Origin of the sequence: Variovorax monticola (assembly GCF_051216855.1) — a bacterium.
Lineage (GTDB): Bacteria > Pseudomonadota > Gammaproteobacteria > Burkholderiales > Burkholderiaceae_C > Variovorax.
The window spans coordinates 42,344-55,972 of sequence record NZ_JBPJZP010000009.1; the positions used below are offsets into that span (position 1 = coordinate 42,344).

Here is a 13,629-nt window from a genome sequence, read left to right on the forward strand (position 1 = left end):
GATTGTTCGGTCATTGAGGAAGGCCGGCCATGGAGGTGAAGAACAGGCAGGTCTTCGGATCGCGCAGCGTCAACAAACCTTTGGCGATCAGCGGCCAGGAGACCGCCTACGCGGGTCGAAATTGTCGAGGACCGCGCCCCAGTGGTTGAGCAGGACCAGCGGCACGCCGTTGCGCGGCCCCAGGTCGCGGTACGCGAATGCAGTCCCGTCGACATCGATCGATCGGTTGGAGGCATCGATGCAGGGCACGCGCGAACCCGGGTGTTTGTCGGCAGGAATCATCGTCTCTTCAAGGTGGCGCTCAGGCGTTCACGTCGACGACGGTGCGCCCTTGAACCTTCCCTGCGAGTACCTGGCCGGCGACTACAGGAACGTCTGACAGGCCAATCACCCTGGTGGTCCGTGCCAGCTTGTTCAGGTCCAGGTCGCTGGCCAGACGCGACCACGCCTGCAGCCGCACAGGCTGCGGCGCATTGACCGAGTCGATACCCGCGAGGGTGATGTTGCGCAGTATGAAGGGCAGCACGGACGCCGGCAGGTCCGCACCCTGCGCGAGGCCGAAGGCCGCAACCACGCCGCGATACCGGGTCTGCGCCAGGACGTTCGCCAACGTATGGCTGCCGACCGCATCGATGGCCCCGGCCCATCGCTCCTTGGCGATCGGTGCGCCCGCTTCGGACAGGGTGCGGCGGTCGATGACCTCCGCCGCGCCCAGTTCGCGCAGGTACTCTGTTTCCTCGAGACGCCCGGTCGATGCAATCACGCGATAGCCCAGGCCCGACAGCAGTGCGATCGCCACGGAGCCGGCGCCGCCATTCCCGCCGGTCACCAGGATGTCGCCACGCTCGGGCACGAGGCCGCCATGCTCCAGTGCGAGCACGGACAACATCGCGGTGAACCCGGCGGTACCGATGGCCATGGCGTCACGCGTCGAAAAGACCTCCGGGATCTTGACCAGCCAATCACCGCTCACCCGCGCTTTCTGCGCGAAGCCACCGTGGTGCGTCTGGCTCAGCCCCCAGCCGGTCGCGAGCACACGGTCGCCGGCGACCAGGCCAGGGTAGGCCGACGACTCGACGACACCGGCAAAGTCGATGCCCGGAATCAGCGGAAACTGGCGAATGACCGGTGACCGGCCACTGAGCGCCATCGCGTCCTTGTAATTCACCGTCGAGTACTCGACCGCGACGGTGACGTCGCCCGGCATCAGATCCTCGTCGTTGAAGTCGACCAGGCTGGTTGAAATGGTGTCGCCGGTCTTGCTGGCGAGCAGTGCCTTGAACGTCATGTGCTGTCTCTTTCGTTCTGGAGTCTTCTTGCCGTTTCAGGCGGCGGTTCGATAGCGCTCGGCCACATGCGCCTGCCGGATGTCCGCGATCAGGGCCTGGCGTGCCCCGTTCAACACCTCCCAGCGCGCGGCATCGTGCAGCGGCGGAATGGTCACGAGTTCACGGCGGTCGAACCCCACCAGCGCAGCATCCACCAACTCGTCCGCGTCCATCAAATCAGGCATCGCACTGCTGTCGATGCCCGCGCGCCCCCAGATTTCGGTACGGGTGCCGGCAGGCAGCACCGCCTGCACGTAGACCCCCTTCGGCGTGAGCTCCAGGCTCAGCCCCTGGGACAGGAACAGCACGAAGGCCTTGGTCGCGCCGTAGACCGACATGCCGAACTCGGGCGCCAGGCCGACCACCGAGCCGATGTTGACGATCGCGCCTTTGCCGGCCTGCGCCAGGCGCGGGGCGACGGCGCTCGCCAGCCTTACCAGCGCGGTGGTGTTGAGGTTGACCAGGCGGGCGACATCGTCTGTCGACTGGTCGATGAACTGACCGGACAGCGCGGCCCCGGCGTTGTTGATCAGGGTGTCGATCGCGGCGTCCTCGCGCAGGCGCGCCTCGACTATGGCCAGATCGCCAAGCTGGGTCAGGTCGGCCGCGAGGATCTCGACAGCAGCGCCGGTTTCCTCGCGCAGCCGCGCAGCAAGCGTTTCCAGCCGCGCCTTGTCGCGTGCCACCAGCACCAGGTCGTGGCCGCGGCGGGCGAAGCGGTCGGCATAGATGGCGCCAATGCCGGTCGAGGCGCCCGTGATGAGAACAGTGGAATGGGAGGTCATGTGATTTCTCTTGATCGGAGGGGTGATGTCTTAATGATGTCAATCGTCATCTTAATTGTCAAGGACTTTGATGATGATTGACATCAATGCAATACTCACAGCTTCACCGATGGCATACCCAGAGAGATCCTGAACATGAAAGTCACCAAAGCGCAGGCGCAGGCGAACCGGGCGCACATCGTCGAGACGGCCGCTGCGCTGTTTCGCGAGCGTGGCTACGACGGGGTGGGAATCGCGGACTTGATGGCGGTCGCAGGCTTCACCCACGGCGGGTTCTACAAGCACTTCGGGTCCAAGGCCGACCTGCTGGTGGAAGCGGCGACCTGCGGTTTTGCGCAGTCGGCCGCCAAATCCGAAGGGATCGATGCGGTGGGTGTCGTCGCGCAATACCTCTCCCGGGAGCATCGCGACGGTCGTGGTGAAGGTTGCACGATGGCCGCGCTGTGCGGGGACGCTGCGCGTCAGCCGGAGTCGATCAAGAGGGCTTTTGCGACCGGCGTCGAAAGCTTGCTGTCGAACCTGAAAAACCAGTGCGGCGCACCGGAGGAGGGCGATCGGGCAGGCGAGATGCGCGCCCAGCGGATCGACGTCCTCGCGCAGGTGATCGGCGCGATCGTGCTGTCGCGGGCGTGTCCTGACGACTCGCCTCTCGCCGATGAAATTCTGGATGTCTGCCGCGCCGCAGTCCTGTCGAGGCTGCCGGCTCCCCTGGATGCGTAGTCAGGACGTACCTGATCTTCGACCTCCTGGCACCCGTTTCAGGAGGTGCGCCTCCGATCTCAGGTGAGTCGAAAGTCCTCGATCAATACGCCTGCCACCACTTGCTCGGCAATCGACAGACTTTCCACGCTGATATGGCGGAACAGATTGTGTCGTTGGCGAATTCGTTCTCAAGACCGAAGGTACGCCAAAATTCTGGCATCTTTTGCTTAAATAAGCCACGATATTGCTCTTGTAAAGCCCATTGCTCATGACTGACCGCAGCAAAAATAGATAATATTATGGCGATAATGTCATGAGAAAAATAAAATAATGGCACCATGGCCAAAAAAACAGCCCCTCTGCTCCCCGCCTCCGAGGACCTGCTTCTGCAGTTCAGCGAACGCCTTCGCCTGGCGCGCCTGCGCCGGCGGCTCCCGGCCAAGCAGGTCGCGCAGCGGGCTGGAATGTCGCCCATGACGCTCAGGAGCCTGGAGCGAGGTAGCTCAGGGGTGACCATGGGGGCCTACCTTGCGGTCATGCAGGTTCTGGGCATCGAGAAAGACCTCGACTTGCTGGGCAAGGCAGACCCCGTGGGCAGGGAATTGCAGGACGCGCAGTTGCCCGCGCACACCCGAAAGGCCCGCCGCCCGGTACCCGCAGCCCCACCGTCCACGCCGTCCGTTCCACGGCGCAAGGCGCCCCCCAAAAAGCAGATTGCGCAGGCGCTGGAACCTGCGAATGACATGCCGAGCTGGATGGAGACGGGCGGTTTTTCCAGTGCCGATGCGCTGGCCGCCTTGATCGAACCCATGGCCGCGCCGACAAAAACGGCGCGCTGACCGCATGGCCAAGACCATCGCCGTCTACGCGGACTGGGTCGGGCTTGCCGCGCCGCTTCGCCTGGGATGGCTTCGTGCCCGGCGCGGCGCAGGGCGTGACGTCTTCGAGTTCGAGTTCGAAGCCGCCGCGCTGGCGCACACCGCGACCTTGAACCTGCATCTGGATCCTCGGCTGGGCCTCTTCGAGGGCCGGCAGCACCCGCCGCAGGGTCATGACACGTTCGGCGTGTTCGCCGATGCCAGCCCGGACCGCTGGGGCCGTGTGTTGATGCGCCGCCGGCTCGAGCGCTCGCAGCGGACAGGGCAGGTCGGCCATGCCCTTCGCATGCACGAATCGGACTACCTGCTGGGCGTGCACGACGCCTATCGTTCAGGCGCGCTGCGCCTTCGGCTCGACGATGCCGGCGATTTCCTGGACAACCAGCACGGCGCGGCAGCGCCACCCTTCGTGCAGCTGCGCGAACTCGAAGCGGCCAGCATGGCGCTGGAGCGCGATGAAGACAACACCTCTGCGGCGGCCGACGAATGGCTGCGCATGCTGATTGCGCCCGGCGGTTCGCTCGGCGGGGCGCGGCCCAAAGCCAGCGTGGTCGATCCGCAGGGGCATTTGTGGATCGCCAAGTTCCCCAGCGTACGCGACGCGCACGACGTCGGCGGTTGGGAGTTGGTGGTGCAGACGCTGGCCAGGGGCTGCGGCCTGGCCGTGCCGCAAAGCCTGGCCCGCAGGTTCGCGAGCCCGCATCACACCTTCCTGGTGAAGCGCTTCGACCGAACGCCCCAGGGCAGGCTCCACTTCGCCTCGGCCATGACACTCACCGGCCGCTTGGACGGCGACGACGCATCGACAGGGGCGAGCTACCTGGAGATCGCCCGCGTACTGATCGATCATGGCGCGAACACCGTCGCCGATCTGCGCGAACTGTGGTCGCGCATGGTGTTCAACATGCTGGTCTCCAACACCGACGATCACCTGCGCAACCACGGCTTCATCCTCGTGCCCGGCAAGGGCTGGCGCCTGTCCGATGCATACGACATGAATCCGGTCGCCGAGTCGCAAGGCTTGAAGCTCAACGTCAGCGAAGCCGACAACGCGATGGATCTCGATCTGGCGCGTTCGGTGGCGCCGTACTTTCGGGTGTCCGGCAAGTTGGCCGACGAGATCGTCGCGCGCGGCCAGGCCGTGGTGAAGCAGTGGCCCAAGATCGCCCGTGGCCTGCAGATTCGCGCGCGAGAGCAAGAGCGGATGGCTGCGGCGTTTCGACTCGCGGGCTGATCAGGCGGCGCGGGCGCCGGCTAGAAGCTCGCCTTCAAGCCCACCGTCAGCATCCCGCCCTTGGCCTGCTTCGACAGCTTGCCGAAGTAGTCGTAGTCCGCGGTGATGGCCAGGTTCTGCGTCACGCGGTACTCGGCACCGAAGCCCGCCATCACGCCGTTGGCGCCGCCCGTCAAACGCTGGTTGCCCGGTGCACCGTTGTCGCCGCCGGAAATGCGCCCGTGCGCAATGCCGAGACGCCCGTTGATCGCGAACGACTCGCCCAGCGGCAGGCGCGCAGTGGCCGCCGCATAGAAGGCCTGGCCCGAGCCGCTCTGCAGCGTGGAAACGCCGTAGGCCGAGGTCCACTGGCTCACGCGGCCCAGGCGCGCATAGCCGGCCTCCACGCCGAAGTGCTGCGTCAGCCGGTAGCCGCCGTACAGCTTGTACGCGGTGCCGGCCTTGCTGTTTTTCTCGCCGCCCCACGGCACCGGTGCGCTGCCGGCCGACGAGAGGCTGAAGCTCGAACGGCCGATGGCGCCGCCCGCATAGAAGCCGGTGTCCTGCTCGGAGCCGGCGGCATGCGCACCCACGGCGGCGGTGCCCAGAAGAAGTGCGGCGAAGAAGGTGAGGGTGCAGGCTGTCGAATGCTTCAAGATGAAATTCCTGGTTGGAGTCGTTGGGATCGGTGTCACGGGCAGACGGCGATTGCGCCGTCCACCCGTGTGCGTCGATTCTCGAAAACCAGTCTGAAGACCTGCTTGGCACTTGCTGAAGGGCGCATGAAGCGCGCAAGCCATGGGCGATGATCGAGGCATGTCAGAACAGTTTCTTCTTCCCGGTATCGATCCCCCGCCGCGGCCCTTGCCGCGCCCCCGAAGCAAGGCGCGCAGCAAGCAAGCGTTGCCGCACTCGCTCTTTTTCGCACTGCTTCCCCACGCACAAGACGCAACCTCGATCGAGGCGCTGGGCGAACGCATGAACTCGCATCACGCATTGAAGGGAACACCGGTCGCAGCGCATCGCCTGCATGTCACGCTGTTCGACCTGGGCGGCTACGCGCAAGTGCCGGCCGACAAGGTGGCGCAGGCCTCGAGCGCGGCCGCCATGGTCGCGGCCCCGGCATTCGACATCGTCTTCGACCACGCCATGAGCTACACCAAAGGCGCGCTGGTGCTGTGCGCCGACGAAGAAAGGAACACTGCGGCCCTCATGGCGTTCCGGCAGCGCCTGGGCGAAGCGCTGGCCGACGCCGGCCTGAAACCCTCGCGCGCCTTCACGCCGCACATGACCCTGGCCTACGCACGGCGCAAGCTGGAAAAGCACGCGCTCGAAGCGCCCGTCAAGTGGACCGCAGGCTCGCTCGTGCTGATCGACAGCCATGTGGGCGAGGGCGTGCACGAGGTGCTGGGCCGGTGGCCCGACCCCCCTCTGGACACAGCGCTCGCCTGACACGAACGCGCCGCCACGGGTCCGCAGATCAGCTCGAGCCCGCACCCTGGTCGCCATCGGAGAAGTTGTCGAACAGCAATCCGCGCAGCCACTGGTTGCCCGGGTCGCGGTGCACCTTCGCGTGCCAGAACAGGTTGATGGCAATCTGCGGCAGCGCCACCGGGTGCGGGCGCCACACCAGGCCGAAGGGCTCGGCGATGCTCTGCGCCAGCCGTTCGGGCACGGTCGCGATCATGCCGCTCGATCGCAGGATGTGGCCGATGGCCACGAAGTGCGGCACCTTGAGCCGGATGCGCCGCTGGATGCCCTGCGCCGCCATCACGTCGTCCGCCTTGCCGTGGCCCGTGCCGGCGGCCTGCACCTGCACGTGGTCGGCCGCGCTGAAGTCCTTGAGCGATAGGCTGCGCTTTCGCGCGAGCGGATGCGTGCCCGAGAAAAGGCACACGTAGCGCTGCAAAAACAGCCGGCGCTGAAACACGCCCGCCTTGAGCTGCGGCAGCAGGCCGATGGCGATGTCGACATGGCCGGCCTCCAGCTCGTCGCGCAGGTTCGTCGCGGTGTTGTTGCGCAGCGTGCTGATGGTCACGCCCGGTGCCGCGGCAGCCAGCGCTGCCATCAGCTTGGGCGTGAAGTAGATCTCGCCGATGTCGGTCATCGCGAGCGTGAAGCCGCGCGTGCTCGTGGAGGGGTCGAACACCACCTGCTGGTTGAGCGCGGTGTGCAGCGCGCCCATGGCATAGGCCACCGGTTCGGCGAGCTGCAACGCGAACGGCGTGGGCTCCATGCCGCGCGCGGTGCGCAGGAACAGCTCGTCGCCCAGCAGCTTGCGCAGCCGCGCCAACGCATTGCTGATGGCCGGCTGCGACAGGCCGAGCGAAGCGGCCACGGCCGAGACGCGCTTTTCGGCCAGCATGCGGTCGAACACCAGCAGCAGGTTGAGGTCGATGTCCTTGAGTTGCATGACGCACCTTTATTCAGTGCAGTGATGAAGATGATTCACCAAATTCTATTGGTCAATCGAGAGTGGCCGCGCATCATCCGTCTCAAGAGACAAGCCGGACCCGACGCCGGCGCAACAGAACCCCACGATGGACCTGCACATTCACCCCCTTGCCCGCACCCTCGAGGTCCGCCCCGGCGCGAACCTGCTCGAAGTGCTGCGCGAGCACCACGTGCCGGTGTCGTACAGCTGCATGTCCGGGCGCTGCGGCACCTGCCGCTGCAAGGTGGTGTCGGGCCAGGTGCTCGATGCCGGGCAGGACGCCATCCGCCCGGACGGCCCCGACGGGCAGGGCGAGCGCTACGTGCTGGCCTGCCAGACCACGCTGACCGAAAGCTGCGCCATCGAGATCCCGGAGCCCGACGAGGTCGTGGTGCATCCGGCGCGCATTCTCAAGGCCACGGTCACCGGCATCGATGTGCTCACGCACGACATCCGCCGCCTGCGCCTGAAGCCGAACAAGCCGCTGGAGTTTTCTCCGGGCCAGTACGCGCAGCTGCAGTTCGCGCCGGACCTGGCGCGGCCGTACTCGATGGCCGGCCTGAGCCGCGACGCGGAGCTTGAATTCCATGTGCGCAAGGTGCCCGGCGGGCGCGTCACGGCGCACATCTTCGAGCAACTGAAAGTCGGCGATCCGGTGCGCGTGAGCGGGCCGCTCGGCACGGCGTACCTGCGCACGAAGCACGGGGGCCCGATGCTGTGCGCGGCGGGCGGCACGGGGCTTGCGCCCATCCTGTCGATCGTGCGCGGCGCGATTGCCGCCGGGCTCGTGCAGCCGATTCATCTCTACCTGGGCATGCGTTCCGATGCCGACGTGTACGGCCTGCAAGAGCTGCGCGAGCTGCAGGCGCAGCACCCCGGCCTGAACGTGCACGTGGTCGTCGTCACCGGCCCGGCACGTGACAACCAGCGCGTGGGCCTGATCACCGACGCCATCCGCGCCGATTGGCCCGGCAACCTCGACGGCTGGCGCGCCTACCTGTGCGGTTCACCGCCGATGGTCGAGGCCGTGACGCAGTTGGTGCGCGGCCGCGGCCTGGCGCCCGAGCAGACGCATGCCGATGCCTTCTACCTGCAAGGCACCTGAGAAGAATCCGACGGACAGACCCCCCAAAAAAGGAGACCCGCGATGACCACGCAAGTGTTCCCCATCGAACTCAAATGGGAGAGCGACAAGAGCAGCCGCATTCCCTTCATGGCCTACACCGACGAGGCGCTGCACAAGAAGGAGCTGCAGCGCTTCTTCTACGAAAAGCACTGGTGCTACGTGGGGCTCGAAGCCGAAATTCCGAACCCGGGCGATTTCAAGCGCACCTCCATCGGGGAGCGCTCGGTCATCCTGTCGCGCGACGCAGAGAGCGAACTCCACGTCTTCGAGAACGTCTGTGCGCACCGCGGCATGCAGTTCTGTCGCGAGCGCCATGGCAACCGCAAGGAGTTCGTCTGCCCCTACCACCAGTGGAACTACACGCTCAAGGGCGACCTGCAGGGCGTGCCGTTTCGACGGGGCGTGAAGCAGGACGGCAAGGTCAACGGCGGCATGCCCGCCGACTTCAAGACCGAGGACCACGGGCTCAACAAGCTCAAGGTGGCCTCGCGCGGCGGCGTGGTGTTCGCGTCGTTCGATCACGAGGTCGAATCGCTCGAAGACTTTCTGGGGCCCGACATCCTGCATTACTTCGACCGCCTGTTCGACGGTCGCAAGCTCACCATCCTGGGCTACAGCCGCCAGCGCATTCCGGGCAACTGGAAGCTGATGCAGGAGAACATCAAGGACCCTTACCACCCGGGCCTGCTGCACACCTGGTTCGTGACCTTCGGGCTCTGGCGCGCGGACAACAAGTCGGAGCTGAAGATGGACGCGCGCGGCCGCCACGCCGCCATGATTTCGACGCGCGGCACCGGCGGCAAGGCAAGCCAGGTCGCGCAAGTCACTCAAGTGTCCAGCTTCAAGGAGAGCATGCAGCTGAAGGACCCGCGCTTTCTCGACATCGTGCAGGAAGACTGGTGGAAGGGCCCGACCGCCGTGCTGATGACGCTGTTTCCGAGCCTGATTCTTCAGCAACAGGTCAACAGCGTGTCGACGCGCCATATCCAGCCCGCGGGGCACGACGCCTTCGACTTCGTGTGGACGCACTTCGGCTTCGAGGACGACACCGAAGAGATGACGCAGCGCCGCTTGCGCCAGGCCAACCTGTTCGGGCCGGCGGGTTTCGTCTCGGCCGACGACGGCGAAGTCATCGAGTTCTCGCAGCAGGGCTTCGAGCAGAAGCCCTACCACCGAACGCTGGCCGAACTGGGTGGGCGCGAAGTGGAGAACACCGATCACATGGTGACCGAGACGCTGATTCGCGGCATGTACCGCTACTGGCGTGAAGTGATGGAGGCGGCATGAAACTCGATGCCGACGCCTATCTCGAATTGGCCCGCCTCTACGCGGCCTACGCGCATGCCGTCGACTCCGGCCAGTGGGACCTGTGGCCCGCGTTCTTCATCGAGCAGTGCAGCTACCGCCTGCAGCCGCGCGAGAACCACGAGCGCAACCTGCCGCTGGCCACCCTCTCGTTCGAGAGCCGGGGCATGCTGGAAGACCGGGTCTACGGCATCAAGGAGACGCTGTTCCACGACCCGTACTACCAGCGCCACGTGGTCGGGCTGCCGCTGGTGCACGGGGTCGACGACGACGGCACGGTCCACTGCGAGGCCAACTACGCGGTGTTCCGCACCAAGCTCGACGGGCCTTCGACGGTATTCAACGTCGGGCGCTACATCGACAAGGTCGTGTCCACGCCCGAGGGCCTGAAGTTCGCGTCGCGCCTGTGCGTGTTCGACAGCGAAATGATCCCGAACTCCATCATCTACCCCATCTGACAACAGAGCCATGCAAGAAAAAGAACCAGAGACACACGGCGCGCCGCTGCGCCGCTTCACCGACCCCGCCTATGAGCCGCTGTGCGCCGACCTGGCCGAGGTGCGCGAGAACATCGACAGGCTCGACCGCCAGATCGTCGCGCTGCTGGCCGAGCGTGGCCGCTACGTGAAGGACGCGGCGCGCTTCAAGCGCGACGCCTTCCAGGTGTCGGCGCCGCAGCGCCAGTACGAGGTGATCGACAAGGTGAAGGCGCTGGCCGCGAAGGAGGGTGCCTACCCCGAGGTGGTCGAGGCCGCCTACCTGGCGCTCATCGCGGGGTTCATCGCGCGTGAGCAGCAGGATCACCTGGCCATGGTGGCGGTGGAGGGCACGCCATGAGCTCGCTTCGCATAGGTATCACCTTCTCCGCGCTGGCCATGGCCGCCGCCGCGCATGCGCAGGAATGGCCGCAGCGCCCGATCCGCATCGTGGTGCCGTTCGCGGCTGGCTCGTCGCCCGACATCCTGGCGCGCATCGTCAACGACAAGCTGTCCGCGCGCATCGGCCAGCCGCTGATCGTCGACAACAAGCCCGGCGCGGGCGGCAACACCGGCACCGACCAGGCTTCGAAGGCGCAGCCCGACGGCTACACCTTCCTGCTGTCGGTGAACGCGCCGCTGGTCTACAACACCATCCTCTACAAGAACCTGCCGTACGACCCGTTCAAGGACCTGGTGCCGGTGTCGCTCGCGGCCACCACGCCCAACGTGTGCGCGGTGTCGAATGCGATGAACGTCGATTCGGTCAAGGGCTGGCTCGCGGCCATGAAGCAGAACCCGGGCAAGTTCAATTTCGCATCGACCGGCAACGGCTCCATCTCGCACCTGGGCGTGGAGCTCATCAAGCTCAAGACGAATTCGTTCGCGGTGCACATCCCGTATGCCTCCTCGGGCCAGGCGGTCACGGCCATCATCCAGGGCGACGTGCAGTACGCCTGCCTGCCGCCGGTCACGGTGATGCCGCAGGCCAAGGCCGGGCGGCTGAAGGCGCTGGCCGTCACCTCGGCCGAGCGCTCGGCGCTGCTACCCGACCTGCCGACGTTGCGCGAATCGGGCCTGCCCGACATCCAGGCCGTGCCGTGGTTCGCCTACATGGCGCCCAAGGGCACGCCGCCGGAAATCGTGCAGCGCATGAGCCGCGAGATTGCCGCGGCGCTGAAGGAGCCCGAGACGCTCAAGCGCCTGCAGACCGCGTACTTCGACCCCGTGGGCAGCACGCCCGAGGCGCTGAACAAGTTCATGGTCGAGGAACTGCAGCGCTGGAAGCCCGTGATCGAGCGGGCCGGCATCAAGCCTGACAACTGAACCCACAGAACAAGGACACCCAATGAGCACGACGACCTGGGTCGACGCCGCGGCGGTCGACGACGTTCCCGCCGACGACGTGGTCGGCATCGAGGTGCAGGGGCGAGACATCGCGCTCTACGGCACCGACGACGGCATCCACGCCACCGACAACATTTGCACCCACGGCCATGCGCGGCTGTGCGACGGTTTCCTGGAAGGCCACGAGATCGAATGCCCGCTGCACCAGGGGCGCTTCGACGTGCGCACGGGCAAGGCGATGTGCGCGCCGCTCACCGAGGACCTGCGCAGCTACCCGGTGAAGATCGAAGGCGGGCGGGTGTTCCTGGCCTTCGAGGGCTGATCTGTTCTGCCCTCGATGCGCGCCGTCTGTATCTGTTCTGCAGCGAAGGGGATGGCGACAATGACGCTCCCTTTCACGGAACAGCCATGACAGAAACGACCCGAGACCAGATCGCCGACCAGATTGCCGCCGAGCTGGGCCACAGCTTCGACGGCGAGATTCTTGCCGGCGGCCACTACGTGCCGCTGGTGCGCGACGGCCGCACGGTCTACCTCAGCGGGCAGGTACCCCGCGTGGGCACGACGGTGGTGGTCACCGGCCGTGTCGGCGACACGGTGTCGCTGGCCAAGGCCCAGGAGGGCGCGCAGATCTGCACGCTGCGCAGCCTCACGCTGCTGCGCAGGGCGCTCGGCTCGCTCGATGCCGTCGAGAAGGTGCTGCGGGTGGGCGTGTTCGTGCAGTGCACGGCCGACTTCACGCAGCAAAGCGAGGTGGCCGATGCCGCGTCCGACCTGCTGCACCGCGTGTTCGGCGACGCCGGCGTGCATGTGCGCACGGCCGTCGGCGTCTATGCGCTGCCGAAGAACGCGACTGTCGAGGTCGAGATGACCGTCGCCGCCAAGCAGAACATCGGCTAAGGCGACGCCAGGCCGGTGAGGTCGCGCGCCAGCTGCGCGATGGTCAGCGGCGCGCAGCCTTCGGCGTTGTTGCTCACGGTGACGAAGGCGTTCTGGCCCGCGCGGGTGGTGCCGGCAATCACCTTGGCCAGCGCCGCGCGGGTTTCGGGGTCGGGGTCGACGATTTTGTCGAACGGGCCGTAGAGTTTTTCCGCGTCCTCGTAGCCGAAGCGGCCGTGCCGCCGGTGCAGGTTCCAGCGGCACACCAGCGGCCCGGGCCACAGCGCGCGCAGCATGGGCAACTGGTCTTCGATGGGCGGCATCTTGGCGTGCAGGCCCATGCAGAAGGTGGCGCCCACGCTGCGCAGCATCGCGGCGAAGGCGGGGTTCAGCAGCTGCGGGTCGCGCACCTCGACGGCGACCACCGCGTCGGGCGCGACCTGCTTCAGGTCGGGCAACGCATCGAGCATCTCGGCGATGCGCGCGAGCAGCGCGGGCTGGTCGGCCAGGATGTGGCCCGGCATCGGGCTCAGCTGGAACACCAGCACGCCGATGCGGTGGCCCAGCCCTTCGAGCGCGGGCAGCACGAACTCCTGTCGCGCGATCTCCGGGCTCAGGAACACCGGGTTCGCCTGCATGCCACGCCCGCTTTCGTCGCGCACGGTGGCGTCGCTCACCAGGCTCGGCGCCTTCACCATGAAGCGGAAGTCGTCGGGCACCATGGCCGCGTAGCGGGCGTACTGGCTCGCGGTGAGGGCGCGGTAGAAGTTGCGGTCCAGGCTCACGGTGCGAAACAGCGGGTGCTTCGACAGCGCGTGGAGGCCGTTCTTCGACAGCACGCTCTCGGCGTATTCGCCATCCCACACCAGATTCGCCCAACCCGGATAGCTCCATGACGATGTGCCCAGCCGCAGGTTCGGCGACAGCGCTGCGGCCAGCGCGACGAGGGCCGGGTCGGTCGGCGCCGGCTCGACGTTGCCCGTGCGCGACTTCTTCCTTGCAGGCGCTTCGGCCTCGGAAAGTGCGGGCGCTGGCACGGGCGCCTCTTCAGGGCGCGGCAGCTCGGGGAAAAGAGAGTCCTGTACTTCAGCCATGTCTGGGGCCGCATTCTCGTCCCACATCGATCGGGCCTGCAGCGGCGGGCACAATCCGCGCC

General features: G+C 66.5%; 16 protein-coding genes and 1 pseudogene. 11 read left to right on the top strand and 6 right to left on the bottom strand.

Going from position 1 to position 13,629, the window contains the following annotated elements; genetic code table 11:
* Positions 1-108: 108 nt before the first annotated feature.
* From ACSFA5_RS29685 to ACSFA5_RS29695, 3 genes and pseudogenes are all read right to left on the bottom strand, one after another.
* Positions 109-282 (bottom strand): annotated as a pseudogene (locus ACSFA5_RS29685) (alpha/beta fold hydrolase); the annotation flags it as partial.
* A gap of 19 nt (positions 283-301) precedes the next feature.
* Positions 302-1,288 carry an acrylyl-CoA reductase (NADPH) gene (acuI, locus tag ACSFA5_RS29690; protein ID WP_435447632.1) on the bottom strand — a complete coding sequence of 329 codons (987 nt, stop codon included), beginning with the start codon at positions 1,286-1,288 and terminating at the stop codon, positions 302-304.
* A gap of 36 nt (positions 1,289-1,324) precedes the next feature.
* Complete coding sequence (locus ACSFA5_RS29695) at positions 1,325-2,113, bottom strand: SDR family NAD(P)-dependent oxidoreductase (protein WP_435447633.1); 789 nt, start codon at positions 2,111-2,113, stop codon at positions 1,325-1,327.
* 135 nt (positions 2,114-2,248) lie between these two features.
* Here ACSFA5_RS29695 and ACSFA5_RS29700 point away from each other — a divergent pair, with 135 nt between their 5' ends.
* From ACSFA5_RS29700 to ACSFA5_RS29710, 3 genes are all read left to right on the top strand, one after another.
* Positions 2,249-2,833 carry a TetR/AcrR family transcriptional regulator gene (locus ACSFA5_RS29700; RefSeq protein ID WP_435447634.1) on the top strand — a complete coding sequence of 195 codons (585 nt, stop codon included), beginning with the start codon at positions 2,249-2,251 and terminating at the stop codon, positions 2,831-2,833.
* A 320-nt stretch (positions 2,834-3,153) separates the two neighbouring features.
* Positions 3,154-3,654: a helix-turn-helix domain-containing protein gene (locus ACSFA5_RS29705; RefSeq protein ID WP_435447635.1), complete on the top strand. Its 501-nt coding sequence runs from the start codon at positions 3,154-3,156 to the stop codon at positions 3,652-3,654.
* A 4-nt stretch (positions 3,655-3,658) separates the two neighbouring features.
* Complete coding sequence (locus ACSFA5_RS29710; RefSeq protein WP_435447636.1) at positions 3,659-4,927, top strand: type II toxin-antitoxin system HipA family toxin; 1,269 nt, start codon at positions 3,659-3,661, stop codon at positions 4,925-4,927.
* Between the two features lie 20 nt (positions 4,928-4,947).
* Here ACSFA5_RS29710 and ACSFA5_RS29715 read toward each other — a convergent pair whose 3' ends face one another.
* The gene (locus tag ACSFA5_RS29715; protein ID WP_435447637.1) at positions 4,948-5,562 is read right to left on the bottom strand and encodes a porin family protein; all 615 of its coding nucleotides are present in this window, start codon (positions 5,560-5,562) and stop codon (positions 4,948-4,950) included.
* 322 nt (positions 5,563-5,884) lie between these two features.
* On the opposite strand from ACSFA5_RS29715, the gene ACSFA5_RS29720 reads away from it, so the two are divergent.
* On the top strand, positions 5,885-6,358 hold the full coding sequence (locus ACSFA5_RS29720; RefSeq protein ID WP_435447638.1) for a 2'-5' RNA ligase family protein: 474 nt from the start codon (positions 5,885-5,887) through the stop codon (positions 6,356-6,358).
* A 28-nt stretch (positions 6,359-6,386) separates the two neighbouring features.
* Here the strand turns inward: ACSFA5_RS29720 and ACSFA5_RS29725 are convergent, their stop codons facing one another.
* Entirely contained in the window at positions 6,387-7,319 is a 933-nt protein-coding gene (locus ACSFA5_RS29725; RefSeq protein WP_435447639.1) for a LysR family transcriptional regulator, read from the bottom strand.
* Between the two features lie 127 nt (positions 7,320-7,446).
* On the opposite strand from ACSFA5_RS29725, the gene ACSFA5_RS29730 reads away from it, so the two are divergent.
* From ACSFA5_RS29730 to ACSFA5_RS29760, 7 genes are all read left to right on the top strand, one after another.
* Positions 7,447-8,445, top strand: coding sequence for a 2Fe-2S iron-sulfur cluster-binding protein (locus ACSFA5_RS29730; protein WP_435447640.1), 999 nt, complete (start codon positions 7,447-7,449; stop codon positions 8,443-8,445).
* A gap of 42 nt (positions 8,446-8,487) precedes the next feature.
* Complete coding sequence (locus tag ACSFA5_RS29735; protein ID WP_435447641.1) at positions 8,488-9,753, top strand: aromatic ring-hydroxylating dioxygenase subunit alpha; 1,266 nt, start codon at positions 8,488-8,490, stop codon at positions 9,751-9,753.
* Positions 9,750-10,229: an aromatic-ring-hydroxylating dioxygenase subunit beta gene (locus ACSFA5_RS29740; protein WP_435447642.1), complete on the top strand. Its 480-nt coding sequence runs from the start codon at positions 9,750-9,752 to the stop codon at positions 10,227-10,229. The genes ACSFA5_RS29735 and ACSFA5_RS29740 overlap by 4 nt, the downstream gene beginning before the upstream one ends.
* Positions 10,230-10,239: 10 nt before the next feature.
* Complete coding sequence (locus ACSFA5_RS29745) at positions 10,240-10,608, top strand: chorismate mutase (RefSeq protein WP_435447643.1); 369 nt, start codon at positions 10,240-10,242, stop codon at positions 10,606-10,608.
* On the top strand, positions 10,605-11,573 hold the full coding sequence (locus tag ACSFA5_RS29750; RefSeq protein ID WP_435447644.1) for a Bug family tripartite tricarboxylate transporter substrate binding protein: 969 nt from the start codon (positions 10,605-10,607) through the stop codon (positions 11,571-11,573). Before ACSFA5_RS29745 ends, ACSFA5_RS29750 begins: the two co-directional genes overlap by 4 nt.
* Positions 11,574-11,595: 22 nt before the next feature.
* A complete protein-coding gene (locus ACSFA5_RS29755) occupies positions 11,596-11,916 on the top strand; it encodes a non-heme iron oxygenase ferredoxin subunit (RefSeq protein WP_435447645.1) in 321 nt (106 codons plus the stop codon).
* Between the two features lie 86 nt (positions 11,917-12,002).
* On the top strand, positions 12,003-12,494 hold the full coding sequence (locus ACSFA5_RS29760; RefSeq protein WP_435447646.1) for a RidA family protein: 492 nt from the start codon (positions 12,003-12,005) through the stop codon (positions 12,492-12,494).
* Here the strand turns inward: ACSFA5_RS29760 and ACSFA5_RS29765 are convergent.
* A complete protein-coding gene (locus ACSFA5_RS29765) occupies positions 12,491-13,567 on the bottom strand; it encodes a DUF72 domain-containing protein (RefSeq protein ID WP_435447647.1) in 1,077 nt (358 codons plus the stop codon). The two genes, ACSFA5_RS29760 and ACSFA5_RS29765, sit on opposite strands and share 4 nt — an antisense overlap.
* Positions 13,568-13,629: the final 62 nt, after the last annotated feature.

What these genes read in the sequence shown, in the direction of transcription:
- ACSFA5_RS29755 (WP_435447645.1), top strand. Translation starts at nt 11,596, where the DNA reads ATGAGCACGACGACCTGGGTCGACGCCGCGGCGGTCGACGACGTTCCC.
- ACSFA5_RS29700 (WP_435447634.1), top strand. Translation starts at nt 2,249, where the DNA reads ATGAAAGTCACCAAAGCGCAGGCGCAGGCGAACCGGGCGCACATCGTC.
- ACSFA5_RS29760 (WP_435447646.1), top strand. Translation starts at nt 12,003, where the DNA reads ATGACAGAAACGACCCGAGACCAGATCGCCGACCAGATTGCCGCCGAG.
- ACSFA5_RS29740 (WP_435447642.1), top strand. Translation starts at nt 9,750, where the DNA reads ATGAAACTCGATGCCGACGCCTATCTCGAATTGGCCCGCCTCTACGCG.
- ACSFA5_RS29765 (WP_435447647.1), bottom strand. Translation starts at nt 13,567, where the DNA reads ATGGCTGAAGTACAGGACTCTCTTTTCCCCGAGCTGCCGCGCCCTGAA.
- ACSFA5_RS29710 (WP_435447636.1), top strand. Translation starts at nt 3,659, where the DNA reads ATGGCCAAGACCATCGCCGTCTACGCGGACTGGGTCGGGCTTGCCGCG.
- ACSFA5_RS29735 (WP_435447641.1), top strand. Translation starts at nt 8,488, where the DNA reads ATGACCACGCAAGTGTTCCCCATCGAACTCAAATGGGAGAGCGACAAG.
- ACSFA5_RS29725 (WP_435447639.1), bottom strand. Translation starts at nt 7,319, where the DNA reads ATGCAACTCAAGGACATCGACCTCAACCTGCTGCTGGTGTTCGACCGC.
- ACSFA5_RS29705 (WP_435447635.1), top strand. Translation starts at nt 3,154, where the DNA reads ATGGCCAAAAAAACAGCCCCTCTGCTCCCCGCCTCCGAGGACCTGCTT.
- ACSFA5_RS29720 (WP_435447638.1), top strand. Translation starts at nt 5,885, where the DNA reads ATGAACTCGCATCACGCATTGAAGGGAACACCGGTCGCAGCGCATCGC.
- ACSFA5_RS29695 (WP_435447633.1), bottom strand. Translation starts at nt 2,113, where the DNA reads ATGACCTCCCATTCCACTGTTCTCATCACGGGCGCCTCGACCGGCATT.
- ACSFA5_RS29750 (WP_435447644.1), top strand. Translation starts at nt 10,605, where the DNA reads ATGAGCTCGCTTCGCATAGGTATCACCTTCTCCGCGCTGGCCATGGCC.
- acuI (WP_435447632.1), bottom strand. Translation starts at nt 1,288, where the DNA reads ATGACGTTCAAGGCACTGCTCGCCAGCAAGACCGGCGACACCATTTCA.
- ACSFA5_RS29730 (WP_435447640.1), top strand. Translation starts at nt 7,447, where the DNA reads ATGGACCTGCACATTCACCCCCTTGCCCGCACCCTCGAGGTCCGCCCC.
- ACSFA5_RS29745 (WP_435447643.1), top strand. Translation starts at nt 10,240, where the DNA reads ATGCAAGAAAAAGAACCAGAGACACACGGCGCGCCGCTGCGCCGCTTC.